The sequence below is a fragment of the Pseudoclavibacter sp. JAI123 genome, from assembly GCF_013409665.1.
Classification (GTDB): domain Bacteria; phylum Actinomycetota; class Actinomycetes; order Actinomycetales; family Microbacteriaceae; genus Pseudoclavibacter.
Genome location: NZ_JACCCM010000001.1, coordinates 2,344,207 through 2,356,398, shown reverse-complemented (window position 1 = coordinate 2,356,398; position 12,192 = coordinate 2,344,207). Strand labels below are relative to the sequence as shown.

The 12,192-nt window shown below is 65.0% G+C and carries 14 protein-coding genes; 11 read left to right on the top strand and 3 right to left on the bottom strand.

What is annotated here, in order from left to right; translation table 11 throughout:
* Positions 1 to 3: 3 nt before the first annotated feature.
* The 7 genes from HDC34_RS11020 (at position 4) to HDC34_RS10990 (ending at position 7,164) form a co-directional block, all read left to right on the top strand.
* A complete protein-coding gene (locus HDC34_RS11020; protein ID WP_179556869.1) occupies positions 4 to 804 on the top strand; it encodes an ABC transporter ATP-binding protein in 801 nt (266 codons plus the stop codon).
* Between the two features lie 103 nt (positions 805 to 907).
* Positions 908 to 1,651 (top strand): ABC transporter permease, encoded by a 744-nt coding sequence (locus tag HDC34_RS11015; RefSeq protein WP_179556868.1) that lies wholly within the window; start codon positions 908 to 910, stop codon positions 1,649 to 1,651.
* A gap of 50 nt (positions 1,652 to 1,701) precedes the next feature.
* Positions 1,702 to 3,204: an aldehyde dehydrogenase family protein gene (locus HDC34_RS11010; RefSeq protein ID WP_179556867.1), complete on the top strand. Its 1,503-nt coding sequence runs from the start codon at positions 1,702 to 1,704 to the stop codon at positions 3,202 to 3,204.
* 54 nt (positions 3,205 to 3,258) lie between these two features.
* The gene (locus HDC34_RS11005; RefSeq protein ID WP_179556866.1) at positions 3,259 to 4,272 is read left to right on the top strand and encodes a membrane dipeptidase; all 1,014 of its coding nucleotides are present in this window, start codon (positions 3,259 to 3,261) and stop codon (positions 4,270 to 4,272) included.
* Positions 4,269 to 5,852 (top strand): NAD(P)/FAD-dependent oxidoreductase, encoded by a 1,584-nt coding sequence (locus HDC34_RS11000; protein ID WP_179556865.1) that lies wholly within the window; start codon positions 4,269 to 4,271, stop codon positions 5,850 to 5,852. Before HDC34_RS11005 ends, HDC34_RS11000 begins: the two co-directional genes overlap by 4 nt.
* Entirely contained in the window at positions 5,849 to 6,130 is a 282-nt protein-coding gene (locus tag HDC34_RS10995) for a muconolactone Delta-isomerase (RefSeq protein ID WP_179556864.1), read from the top strand. Before HDC34_RS11000 ends, HDC34_RS10995 begins: the two co-directional genes overlap by 4 nt.
* A gap of 11 nt (positions 6,131 to 6,141) precedes the next feature.
* Positions 6,142 to 7,164: a LacI family DNA-binding transcriptional regulator gene (locus HDC34_RS10990; RefSeq protein ID WP_179556863.1), complete on the top strand. Its 1,023-nt coding sequence runs from the start codon at positions 6,142 to 6,144 to the stop codon at positions 7,162 to 7,164.
* A 31-nt stretch (positions 7,165 to 7,195) separates the two neighbouring features.
* Here HDC34_RS10990 and HDC34_RS10985 read toward each other — a convergent pair whose 3' ends face one another.
* Entirely contained in the window at positions 7,196 to 7,564 is a 369-nt protein-coding gene (locus HDC34_RS10985; protein WP_179556862.1) for a hypothetical protein, read from the bottom strand.
* 87 nt (positions 7,565 to 7,651) lie between these two features.
* On the opposite strand from HDC34_RS10985, the gene HDC34_RS10980 reads away from it, so the two are divergent.
* Together HDC34_RS10980 and HDC34_RS10975 are read left to right on the top strand one after the other, a co-directional pair.
* On the top strand, positions 7,652 to 8,233 hold the full coding sequence (locus tag HDC34_RS10980; protein WP_179556861.1) for a hypothetical protein: 582 nt from the start codon (positions 7,652 to 7,654) through the stop codon (positions 8,231 to 8,233).
* A 14-nt stretch (positions 8,234 to 8,247) separates the two neighbouring features.
* Entirely contained in the window at positions 8,248 to 9,096 is an 849-nt protein-coding gene (locus HDC34_RS10975; RefSeq protein WP_179556860.1) for a hypothetical protein, read from the top strand.
* Positions 9,097 to 9,191: 95 nt separating this feature from the next.
* On the opposite strand, the gene HDC34_RS10970 is transcribed toward HDC34_RS10975, so the two are convergent.
* Positions 9,192 to 9,632, bottom strand: coding sequence for a VOC family protein (locus HDC34_RS10970; protein WP_151423333.1), 441 nt, complete (start codon positions 9,630 to 9,632; stop codon positions 9,192 to 9,194).
* Positions 9,629 to 10,066, bottom strand: a complete 438-nt coding sequence (locus tag HDC34_RS10965) for an SRPBCC domain-containing protein (RefSeq protein WP_218854955.1) — start codon at positions 10,064 to 10,066, stop codon at positions 9,629 to 9,631. The genes HDC34_RS10970 and HDC34_RS10965 overlap by 4 nt, the downstream gene beginning before the upstream one ends.
* A gap of 216 nt (positions 10,067 to 10,282) precedes the next feature.
* On the opposite strand from HDC34_RS10965, the gene HDC34_RS10960 reads away from it, so the two are divergent.
* Complete coding sequence (locus tag HDC34_RS10960; protein ID WP_104311782.1) at positions 10,283 to 10,711, top strand: YciI family protein; 429 nt, start codon at positions 10,283 to 10,285, stop codon at positions 10,709 to 10,711.
* Between the two features lie 37 nt (positions 10,712 to 10,748).
* The gene (locus HDC34_RS10955; protein ID WP_179556858.1) at positions 10,749 to 12,065 is read left to right on the top strand and encodes an RNA polymerase sigma factor; all 1,317 of its coding nucleotides are present in this window, start codon (positions 10,749 to 10,751) and stop codon (positions 12,063 to 12,065) included.
* The last annotated feature ends 127 nt before the right edge of the window (positions 12,066 to 12,192 follow it).

The window sequence follows — 12,192 nt, the reverse complement described above, 5'->3', positions numbered from 1 at the left end:
GTCATGAGACCCATCGAGATCACGAGCGAGCACGTCACCAAGACATACCGAACCCGAAAAGGGGACGTCGTCGCGCTTGACGACGTCACCTTGCACGTCGCCCCCGGTGAGTTCGTCTCGCTCCTCGGTCCGAGCGGCTGCGGCAAGACCACCTTGCTGCGCCTGATCGGCGGGCTCGAGGCGCCCTCGTCGGGGCGACTCCAGATCGACGGAGAGGACGTCACCGCGCCCCACCCCGAGCTTGGCATCGTTTTCCAGACCGACCTCCTCATGCCGTGGAGAACTGTCCTCGAGAACGTTTTGCTGCAGGCGGACGTGCGAAAGACCCGCTCCGCAGCCGTCGAAGCCCGGGCACGAGAACTCCTCGAGCAGGTCGGTTTGGCTGACTTCGGGGATAGCTTTCCGCACCAGCTGTCCGGTGGGATGAAGCAAAGGGTCGGCATCTGCAGAGGTCTGCTCCACGCACCTCGCCTCCTCCTGATGGATGAGCCGTTTGCTGCGCTGGATGCCATGACCCGAGATCAGATCTCCATGGACCTGTCTGCACTCGCCGAAAAGGCTGGAACGACCATCGTGTTCGTCACGCACTCGATCCCAGAGGCTGTGTTCCTGTCTGACCGCATCTACGTCATGTCTGCGCGGCCGGGAAAGGTCGCCGCGGAAGTCCGCATAGAGACCTCCAAACCCCGAGTCCTCCACCACAGACTCGAACCTGCCTTCCTGGAGAAGGTCGCCGAAACCACGGCGATCTTCGAATCGCTTGGCGTCTTCGGGAACGTCCCCGCGTCGAGAGGTGCCAGTTAACATGGTCGTCAACCAGAACACGGTCCCGATGTTGGTCAGGGCCAGCGCTTCCCAGCAGCCGTTGGACCGCGCGCGATCACGCCGAGCTGGCTTCGGAGCCCTAATGCGTCGGGCACCCTGGCTCGCCCCCACGGTCACTCTCGTCGCCATCGTCGCGATCTGGGAGATCGGGGTCCGGCTCTCTGAGGTGCCGGCGTTCCTGCTCCCGGCACCCTCGGCTGTCGGCGCATCGCTCGTAGACAACTGGGCGCTCCTCATGGGGCACGCTGGCGTCACCATCGTCGAAACGCTGATCGGCTTCGCTCTGAGCGCCGTCGTCGGCATCGCGCTTGCGGTCGTCATCGTCATGTGGCCACTCGTCGGAGCCGCGATCTTCCCGATCGTCGTTGCCTCCCAGGTCATCCCCAAGGTCGCCATCGCTCCCCTCATGGTGGTCTGGATCGGCACTGGGATGACGACTTCCGCCCTCATCGCCTTTGTCATGGCGTTCTTCCCCGTGGTCGTCAATGCGACGCTCGGCATGAAATCGGTGCAGGACTCCTCCGTCGACCTGATGCGATCCATGGGGTCCAGCCAATGGCAGGTCTTCCGCTACCTGAGGTTCCCAAGCGCGTTGCCGCACATCATGACTGGCCTTCAGCTCGCGATCGCCTTCGCCATCGTCGGGGCCATCGTCGGGGAATTCGTCGGCAGCGATTCAGGACTCGGCTACCTCCTCATCGTCACCCAGGGAAACCTCCGCACCGACCTCCTCTTCGCCGACCTCGTCGTGCTCACCGCCATGGGCCTGCTGCTCTACTACGCGGTCGAACTCATTGGAAAGTTCATGCTCCGAAACCGCAGTTGAGACGCAGAACACCTTCACCCCGCATTCATGAACCGAACCGAGAGGCGCACATGACCACCTCAATCCTGACCCGCCACACCGTATCCACCACGCAGTTCCACTCCATCCTGGGAACAGGCGCAGCCCCTCGGGCGAACTCAGAAGTCCTCACTGACCCCGCGACTGGACGCGCCTGGGGCACTGTGACCTGGGACGAGGACACCGTTGACCTCGCTGTCGAGAACGCTGTGGCCGCGCGCCGTGCCGGCGACTGGGCGTCACTCACCGCCATGCAGAGGGCCGATGTCCTTGATCGGATCGGTCTGGGAATTGCAGAACACGTCGACGAGATCGCCCAGTACGAGACTCTCGCGAATGGCAAGCCGATCGCAGCGACCAGGGCCGAGGTGGCCGTGAGCGCGCGTTGGTGGCAGTACGGCGCGGCACTGCTGCGCACCCTCAGGGATGCCCGCATCCAGATGTCGGCGACCAAGGACGCGACCGTCACCCACGAGCCTCTCGGCGTCGTCGCACTCGTCACACCCTTCAACGGCGCCTTCTCGCTCGGCGTGTGGAAGCTCGCGCCAGCACTCGCAGCCGGCAACTCGGTCATCATCAAACCACCGATCAACTCGCCAGCGTCCACGACCGTCCTCCTCCGGATCGCTCGCGACGCCGGAATCCCGGACGGAGTCCTCCAGATCGTCCAGGGAGGCACTGAAGTCGGCCAGCGCCTCGTTGAGCATCCCGATGTCGATATGGTCTCCTTCACCGGGAGCACCGGAGCTGCTCGGCGCGTCGGCGCCGCCGTTTCGGGCAGGCTCGGACACTTCGTCGCCGAGGCAGGTGGGAAGTCCGCCCACGTGGTCTTCGAAGACGCATCGGTCACCGACGCAGTGACGGCCGTCGTACAAGGTGGTTTTTCCGCCACCGGACAGACCTGCGTCGCGGGATCCCGGGTATTGGTGCACAGCGGGATCGCGGGCGAATTCACGGCAGCTCTTCTCGAACGAGTCGCCCGCCTGCGCCTAGGCGATCCCGCGGACCCTGGAACACACCTCGGACCCCTCGTCTCTGGTCAGCAAGCAGAGCGCATCCGCTCTCTCATCGACCAGGCGCAGGCCGACGGAGCCGAGGTGCTGGCAGGAGGGTCAGACGTTCCGGAGCTCCCGGCGCCCTTCGACGGTGGCTACTGGATGTCACCGACCGTACTGAAGGTCGCCAGTAACAGCGTTGACATCTGCCAGACCGAGCTCTTCGGCCCCGTGCTCACACTGATCGAGTTCGACAGCGAGGAAGAAGCGATCGCAATCGCCAACGATTCCGATTTCGGGCTCGCGGCCGGATGCTGGACCACCGACATGTCGCGCGCGCGACGATTCGGCCAACGCGTCGGCGCCGGCACAGTGTGGCTCAACACCTACCGCGGTATGGACTGGCAGACGCCGTTCGGGGGAGTCAAGCAGTCGGGCATTGGTCGAGAGAACGGCATTGAAGGGCTTCGAGAATTCCAGCAGACCAAGTCGATAGTGCAGGACTTCGCCCCGGCCGCCGATCCGTTCGGGCTCGCCTAGGCCCTCCGACCCGCTCAGGCAAAACGCCTCAGGCAGAAAGCAGAGACGCAGAACATGGAAACAACGACAACTCGCGCAATCGTCGTCGATTGCCTTCAATACAGCAAGCCATCCAGAGAGCGCTTCCTCGAATGGAAGCACGGTCGCGTTGGTTGCGTGCACGTGACGCTCGCGGTCTGGGAGACGGCCAGGGAAACGCTCAGCGTCATCGGTCAGTGGAACGATCTCTTCGCTGAGAACGGCGACCTTGTTGCGCTGGCGCGCACGGCCGCGGAGATCCGTACCGTCGTCGCATCCGGGAGGACTGCCGTCGTCTTCGGCTTCCAGAACACAGCGCCATTTGAGGATGACATTCGGCTCGTCAAGGTCTTCCACGACCTGGGGGTGCGCATCGCTCAGCTCACCTACAACACACAGAACAGCATCGCGGCGGGCTGCTGGGAAGACGAGGACGCAGGCCTCTCCACCCACGTTGGCCGCCAGTTCGTCAAAGAACTAAACGACGTCGGCATGCTCATCGATCTCTCGCATTGCTCGGAACGCACCTGTCTCGACACCATCGAGGCAAGCCGCGAGCCAGTTGCAGTCACGCACGCGAACCCGCTCGAATTCGTCGGTGCCGATGTCGAGCTGAACCGACGGCCGAAATCGAGCCTGGTCCTTCGGGAACTGGCGGCCCGCGGCGGGGTCGTCGGACTGAGCCCATACGTGCGCATGCTCAAGAACGGAATGCAGACGACCGAGCGGGAATTCGTCGACATGATTTCGTGGACCGTTGACACCTTGGGCGTGGAACATGTGGCCCTCGGCACGGACTTCTACACCGGGTACGGAATCGAGGCAGTCAAATGGTGGCGCATGGGACGGTGGGCTCGGGAGAGCCCCGTTCCAATCGACGAAGCGAAGCCAGTCGTCGAGTGGCCGACCTGGTTCGAATCACCGACCGCCTTCCCTACGCTCGTCGAGACGATGCGGGCGTCTGGCTTCAAAGACGCCGATCTGGACAAAGTGCTCGGGGGTAACTGGCTTCGCCTGTTCGACCAGATCTTCGACAAGCCGACCGCATGAACTCGCACGTCGTCGTCATAGGCGGCGGCCACAACGGACTGGTCGCGGCCAACTACTTGGCCCGCGCCGGGTCCCAAGTGACGCTGATCGAAGCACGCCAACAGCTCGGTGGGGTCGTCGGTCGCATCGAGTACATGCCCGGTTATTCGGCATCCATCACCAACTCGCCTGGTTCTCTCGAAGGTCGCATCATCCAAGAGTTAGAACTCGACCGGTTTGGTCTGCGCTTTCACTTCCCAGAAATCACGCTTCTGCACCCCATGGACGACGGGCTGTTCGTCGGCTGGAGGGACCGGGCACGGGTCGCTGCGCAGCTCGACGCATTCAGTGAGGGTGAAGCCGAGCGTCACCGCGCCCTCATCGAGCGGCTGGACAGAGTCGGCGCGTCCACGCGCCTCTCAGTCTGGGATGCCCCGGGAACCCTCGAGGACGTCGTGGCCGCCATGGACGCGAGCAGTCGTGTCGAGTTCCTCGAGATAGGCGTCGAGGGATCTCTTTCGCAGCTCCTCGACGAGTCGCTGAAAAGCGACGCCGCCAAGAGCCTCATGATGATGCTCGCACTCAACGGGCAGCTCGTCTCTCCCCGGTCGCCGGGGTCCGCCTTCGGGCTGTTGATGCGGCCCATCTCGAGGGCTTCGTCCGCGCAGGATGTCTTGGGCATCGGCGACTCCCCGCTTCGTGGGTCCGTTGGATTGCCGCTCGGATCTATGGGGTCGATCGTGGATGCTCTGGCCCTCGCGGCGAGAGCGAATGGTGTCAACATCCGTGCCGGAAGCGCCGTCACCAACATCGAGCTGGATGCAGACGAGCACGTGTCGGCTGTGGTGCTCGACACAGGAGAACGGCTCACAGGATTCGATGCGGCCGTGGTCACGCTGGAGCCTTCCAGACTGCGCGCACTTCTGCCGTCGGCAACACTCGACGAGTCGTGCTGGCCGAAACCGCCGCTTGGATCCGCGTTCAAGATCGGTCTCGCTCTCGACGGCCTGCCCGGACTCGCAGATGCGCCTCCTGGCGTGCCGATCGAAACCCTCCTCGAAGCCCAGTTCCGGATCGGGCCGAGCTCGTCCTACATCACGAAGGCAGTCGACGACGGCCTCGCCGGGAAGGCGTCCGACGCGCCAATCATCTGGGGTCTCATCCCAAGCCTCGGGTCGCCCGGCCTCGCTCCTGACGGCAAACATCTGCTCAGCCTGAACGTGTGGCACGCGCCACACAGCCTCGGACATGACCACTGGCGGGAGCACGGTGACGAGTTCGTAGATCGGTGCCTCCGGGAGCTCGAGCCCAGGCTGCCAGGGCTCACCGATCGAGTGACCGACGCCCACTGGTTCTCGCCGCACGACCTCGAACGCGAGTACAACCTCACGGGCAGCAACATCACGCACGGCGACATGCTGCCCACGCAGATGCTCGGTGAGCGACCCGGTGCCGAGCTCAGCGCGGAGCTGCTGAACCACGGAATCGTGCTGGGCGGGGCGGGAACCTGGCCCGGTGGTTATGTCACGGGCATCCCCGGTCGCAATGCAGCAGTCCTCGCCCATTCCATAAGAAAACGAACGAAAGTCGGGACACGATGAACGAGTACCTGGTCAACATCAAGATCGAATGGCCGCGAGACTTGCCGGCGCAGACAATCCACGAGCTGTCCGTCGCAGAACGCCAGATGGCTGCGACACTCGCCGATGCTGGAACGCTTGTGCGGATGTGGAGGGTTCCTGGCCGCCGTGAGAACTGGGGCCTTTGGAGGGCCGCAGACGCAACCGAACTGCACGGGATACTCAGCGCACTGCCGGTCTGGCCTTACATGGACCTCACCGTGCATCCGCTCGCCAAGCACCCCGTCGATCCGGCCTAGACTCCAAGGCTATGAAGAGCGTCGGTGTGGTTGACATCGCCAGAGAGGCAGGAGTCTCCACGGCGACAGTCTCGCGAGTCCTCAACGGCTCCGCAAAAGTCTCCGAAAGGACTCGTGATCACGTGATGGCGGTCATCGACCGCCACGACTTCCGCTTGAACGTGTCAGCTTCCACGCTACGGCGGGGTCGCAGCAAGACCGTTGGGCTTGCTGTCGCCAGCATTTCGCAACCCTGGTACGTGAAGCTGATTCGCGAGCTTCGAAACGCGATCACCGAGCACGGCTACACCACGGTCGTCTACGACCTCGAGCACAACAGCAGGGTTCTGATCGAGCACACCGAGAGCGCACGGACGCTGAAGCTCGCGGGGATGATCATCGCGACAGGTGACCGGCTCGATGGAGTCGACGTACGCGATTCGCTCGAACGTCTGGCCGCGACGGTTCCGCTCGTCGTCATCGGCCAGAAGCTCCCGGAAGCACAGTGGTCTACCGTGCAGTTCGACGATGCGAGGGCCTCTGAAGATGCTGCCCGAGAACTGCTGCGGGCTCGGCATCGTCCGCTCCTCTTCATCGGTCGATCTGAACGGTCCTACCTGGCAGAAGAACGGTCGATCGGAGTGCGCCGCGCTCTGCTCGAGTTTCCGACGTTGCGCGACGACTCGCGCTTCTACGAACTCGGGCAGAGCATGGACTTCGAGGCCGGTTACGCTGCCGCAAGCGGGATAGGAGAGGGGCTGCGAGCGTACGGAAGCGTCTTCTGCGTCAACGACGAGCTCGCGCTCGGCGTCTGCAGATTCGCCAGCGAACTCGGCATCCGCGTCCCGGACGACCTCATGGTGCTCGGCTACGGCGACATAGATGTACTGCCCTATGTGACTCCGTCCCTCTCGTCGGTGAGTGGCGACGCCCACCTGGTCGCCGCGGACGCATTGCAAGCGCTTCTCGCGCGGATTGACGGATCTGGAGACGCGGTGGAGCGTATTCATACTCGGCAGATCGTGCATCGGGAGTCAACTTCGACTGCCGACTGAGTCGTCTGATCCGAGCACCGCTTTACATCTTTCACATGCCTGGCTTGTGCGGTTCGTGTCGCCGAAGGTCATCCCCAGGCGGGAAGGCAAGAACGTGCTCGACAGTGGGCACGTTTACGTCGCCCCAGTCCTCGAGCTTGACACGTACCTGGCTCACCGAGACTTCCGTGATTCGAACGCGCACCCATTCGCAGCCCCCGAGGCGCAGTTCGTAGGGGTCGGCGAGATAGCCGATGCCCGTCTCTTCGATGAGCGTCTCAGCTTCGAACCAGTCGAGTTCCCCGGAGCATTCCCGTCCGAGCAGATCGATGACCACGAAACCATCGCCGTGCGGGCGCATCCAACCGAGGAGCTCACCGTCTCCACGGCGATGCTCGATCCAATCGCTGGGGCTCGTCACCCCACGATGCTACCCAGCACGCGGCCCGAACCTTCGATCTGTGGATAACTTCTGCGAGCATTTTCGAGAGCGGCTACCTTGACGGCCATGCAACCAAGGGGGAAGCGCAGGCGGGCCATCGGCGCCGTTCTGCTCGTCATGTTCAGTCTCGGGGCGGCTGCCGGTGTGAGCGGATGCGCGCCCGACGAAGGCACGACATCGAGCCCGCCCCCGAGCCCCACCGCGTCGGCCTCAACTGCGGTCCTGCCGAGTAACGAGGAAGCCCTGGCGATCGTGGAGGAACTATATCCGCAACTTCTTGAAGCGCAAGGTGCTTTCATGCGCAATGAGCTGACTTTGGAGGAACTCCAAGTAGTTGCGACCGCCGACATGGTGGCCACCATCGAGGAGTCGCACGGCAAAGGAGCTGACCGTGGCTACGTGGTGACGGGGGCTCCCACCGCCGATGCCATCAGACTCCAGCAGGTGCAGGACAGCGCGGGAGTTGTAGAAATTCGCTTCTATGCGTGTTTTGATCGCACCTCCTACGTCCCCTTTGATTCAAATGGCCAACCTGTTCTTTCTGACGACGCCAGGATTCGGATTCCAGTCGAAGCCGTAGTGGATTCGTCCGAAGGAACCTACAAGGTAGACGGGTATGAACCTTGGCCGGGCGAAGATTTCTGCTGATCGCCGCGCTTGCCGTGACCCAAGTGGGGGTTGCGCCGGTCGCGGGAGACTTCACCTTCGATGACGACCCTGGCGTCTCGAATGACGGGAGCGGCGTTTCCGTCAACGTCGAGGAGACCTACGTGGGTGAGCCGGGTCCCTCTGATTCGTACGATGGCGGGGGCTCCGGGGATGACTACTCGCCGGACGACAGCTGGGTTGACGGCGGAGGCTCAGGAGACGATACGAGCGGCGGTGGCGGCCCGCCTCCGTTCATACCGAACGCGAACGCGCTCGCATCCCCCGTGAGCTCCCTCGTCGCCCCGGCGACAGTGCAGTGCAGGGAGTGCGGCGGCGGCGGGGGAGGCGGCACCACCACGACCGCGCCGAGGCCACCCACGAGTTTCACGATCAGCGACGTGCTCACCCTCGCGCCCGCATCCGTGACCCTCACGGCCGAGCCCTCCACGTGGAGCATCGTCGGGACCCACACGAACTTCTACACTGCCGCCGCCCAGCACACCGCGGCCGGGAGCGTCCTCGGCCACCCGATCACCGTGACCTTCACCCCCACCACGTACCGGTGGGACTACGGCGACGGCACGATGCAGGAGACGACAACAGCCGGCTCACCCTGGCAAGCACTCGGCCAGGAAGACTTCACCGCCACCGAGACGAGCCACGTCTACACCGAGAAGACGACGGTCCAGGCATCCGTCACCGTCGTCTACACCGCCGTCGTGACCCTCGCCAACGGCACGAACATCCCCGTCACCGGAACCCTCAACCGCGCATCGACCACCGTCACGCTGGAACTCTTCACCGCCGACACCGTCATCACCGTCGGCGACTGCAACGAGCACCCCCAGCAGCCCCGCTGTTGACCCCCGCAGCCCACCCCGCCGTCGATGACGCCGTCGCCGACGCAGCGACCCCGCCCACGGAGACCGCGTCGGCCGCGTACCGGTACCCCGGATCTCTACTCGCCCTCCCCGAACACGACCGAACCATCGGGGAGCACGCTCCACCCAGGGTTGTGCGCCACCTCCCAGACGACACCGTTCGGGTCCTCGACCAAGCCGTGGAACACACCGCCGAAGTCACCCTCCTGCGGCACCTTCAACGTCACCCCACCGCCGGCCGCCATCGCCGACACCACCGCGACGACCTCCTCGCGGCTCCCCACGTTGTGCGCCAACGTCACACCGGACACCTGCGAACGATCCTCACCGGTCCCCAGATCGCGGTTGAACTTCTCCGCATCGAAGAACCCGAGCACCTGCCCCGCCCCGAGCTGGAAGAACACGATCTCGCCCTCGACATCGAGCAGCGGTTCCCAACCGAGCGCATCGACGTAGAAGCGCCGCGCATCGTCGAGATCGCGAGTCGCGAACGTCACGAAGTTCACCTGCTGCTTCACGAACGACCCACAAACGTCGAAAGGTTCTCCAACGACGACGAAATGCCCTCCACGTGATCCGCCTGACTGATGCCGCTCGGCACGTCATACGCCGAGACCGTCACGAGCGTGCCACCCGGAAACTCCGCCAACTCCCACACCATCGTCATGGTGCCCGCAAACCGCGCATCATCCGACTTGAATACGACCTGCTGGGCAACGCGCTCACCCTCGACCAGCTCCAAGAACACCGACTCCGAAACATCCCGCGACTCAGCTGTCTTGCCACCACCGACCGGAACCTCCGAATACGTGAGCTCCAGCACACTGCGCCCACCCACCCGCGGCTCGAAACGCGTGTACCTGCCCGTCATCCCCGCCGGCGGCAACCAGGTCTCCAGCGCCCGCTGATCGAGGAGCGCCCCGTAGATCTTGGATGCGCTCGCCGGCAGCACTCGCGAGACTCGGTCGACCCGTGGTTCGAAATCGCTCGTCATGCCCGGAAGCTAGCAAGCCGACTTGAAGATGCGCCGACCGGCCCCCAGAAAAGATTCTCAAGAACATTCACGGCACGTGTCGATTTCCCCGGCCGCCGTTCGACGCAATAGTAGACGGGTGCAGATCAGCACCCTGCAACCGGCCCTGCGGGGCTGCAGACAAGGAGAACCATCATGAAGTTCATGCTCATCATGCGTGCCACCGACGAAGCCAAGGACGCCTACGAGAACACCGACTTCACCGAGATCATCAACGCCATGGGCAAGTACAACGAGTCCATGATGGAGGCCGGCGTCCTCCTCGCAGGCGAGGGCCTCGCCGACGACCTCAGCACCGCCTTCGTCGTCGACTTCTCTGGCGAGCAGCCCGTCGTCACCGACGGCCCGTACGGCGAGACCCACGAGCTCTTCAACGGCTTCTGGATCATCGAGACCGCCACCCGCGACGAAGCCATCCAATGGGCCTCCCGCGCCCCGCTCCAGGGGCCGGGGTCGAAGCTCGAAGTGCGCCGCGTCACCGACATGAGCGACTTCGCCGGCCACGAGGACAACGAGTTCATCCAGAAGGAAGAGGGCTGGCGCGAGCAGCAGGCCGGCGCCTGAGCGCACCCGGACACGGACGCGGGCAGAGGCCTCGGCGATGATCTCGGCAGAGCCCGGCGGCGGCCACGGAGCGGACAGCGACGACGTCGCCGCTCGCGCGCAGGGCCAGCCCGCGACCGCCGCCGCCATCGACGCCGTCTGGCGCATCGAGAGCGCCCGCATCGTCGCGACCCTCACGAGAATGGTCGGCGACGTCGGCCTTGCCGAAGACCTCGCGCAGGAAGCCGTCGCCGACGCGCTCACCCAGTGGCCAGAGTCAGGCGTCCCGGTCAACCCGGGCGCCTGGCTCACCGCCGTCGCGAAACGCAAGGCCATCGACGGGTGGCGCCGCCGCGAGCGACTCGACGACCGCTACAGCGCCATCGCACGCGACCTGGGCGACGCGGATGCGACCGCAAGCGACCCCTGGGTGCCCATCGGTGACGACGTCCTCCGCCTCATCTTCGTCGCCTGCCACCCCGCGCTCTCCCGCGAGGCGCAGGTCGCGCTCACGCTGCGCATCGTGGGCGGACTCACAACCGACGAGATCGCGCGCCTCTTCCTCATCCCGGTCGCGACCGTGCAGCAGCGCATCGTGCGGGCCAAGAAGACCCTCGCCGCCGCCAAAGTGCCCTTCGAGACGCCCGACCCGAGCGAGTGGACGCCGCGCCTCGGCGGCGTCCTCGCCGTCATCTACCTGATCTTCACCGAGGGCTACGCGGCCAGCTCCGGAGACCGCTGGCTGCGATCCGACCTCGCTGCGGAAGCCCTCCGCCTCGGCCGAGCGCTCACCAGCATGCTCCCCAGAGAGCCTGAGGTGCTCGGACTCGTCGCCCTCATGGAGTTCCAGAGCTCGCGCTTCGCGGCCCGTGAGTCGGCCGACGGCACCCCCATCCTCCTCGCCGACCAGGACAGGCGACGCTGGGACCGCTCGGCGATCCTCCGCGGTCGCGCCCTTCTGTCCAGAGCCGACGCCCTCGGCAAGGGGCGCGGCACGTACTGTCTGCAGGCCGCCATCGCCGAGCGGCACGCAGTGGCGCCGTCCGTGCAGCACACCGACTGGGCGCAGATCGTCCTGCTCTACGAAGTCCTCGGACGCCTGGCCCCGAGCCCCATCGTCGAACTCAACCGGGCCGTCGCCGTCTCCATGGCGACGGGACCGGCAACCGCACTCGCCATCGTCGACCGGCTCGGCGCATCCGGTGCCCTGGCCCGTGGCCCGCTGCTCGCGAGCGTGCGCGGGGAGCTGCTCTCGCAGCTCGGGAGGATCGACGAAGCGAGATCCGAGTTGAGCGTCGCGGTGGAGCTCACCGCAAACGAGCAGCAGCGTCGCGTGCTGCAGGGCAAGCTCGACGCCCTCGAAGCACGCACCTGACGAACGTCGTCGGCCAAGGCCCGACGCCGTCACCAGCGTTCGCCTGGGACCTCCACGGGACAGCGCGGCCGGACGATCAGACCCCCGCACCACGCAGCGCGATGGCCAACTTGCGTGACAATCTTGG

Bases quoted from the DNA above. Each gene is read 5' to 3' on its own strand.
- HDC34_RS10990 (WP_179556863.1), top strand. From the start codon at position 6,142: ATGAAGAGCGTCGGTGTGGTTGACATCGCCAGAGAGGCAGGAGTCTCC.
- HDC34_RS11010 (WP_179556867.1), top strand. From the start codon at position 1,702: ATGACCACCTCAATCCTGACCCGCCACACCGTATCCACCACGCAGTTC.
- HDC34_RS10960 (WP_104311782.1), top strand. From the start codon at position 10,283: ATGAAGTTCATGCTCATCATGCGTGCCACCGACGAAGCCAAGGACGCC.
- HDC34_RS11000 (WP_179556865.1), top strand. From the start codon at position 4,269: ATGAACTCGCACGTCGTCGTCATAGGCGGCGGCCACAACGGACTGGTC.
- HDC34_RS10980 (WP_179556861.1), top strand. From the start codon at position 7,652: ATGCAACCAAGGGGGAAGCGCAGGCGGGCCATCGGCGCCGTTCTGCTC.
- HDC34_RS10955 (WP_179556858.1), top strand. From the start codon at position 10,749: ATGATCTCGGCAGAGCCCGGCGGCGGCCACGGAGCGGACAGCGACGAC.
- HDC34_RS11015 (WP_179556868.1), top strand. From the start codon at position 908: ATGCGTCGGGCACCCTGGCTCGCCCCCACGGTCACTCTCGTCGCCATC.
- HDC34_RS11005 (WP_179556866.1), top strand. From the start codon at position 3,259: ATGGAAACAACGACAACTCGCGCAATCGTCGTCGATTGCCTTCAATAC.
- HDC34_RS10995 (WP_179556864.1), top strand. From the start codon at position 5,849: ATGAACGAGTACCTGGTCAACATCAAGATCGAATGGCCGCGAGACTTG.
- HDC34_RS11020 (WP_179556869.1), top strand. From the start codon at position 4: ATGAGACCCATCGAGATCACGAGCGAGCACGTCACCAAGACATACCGA.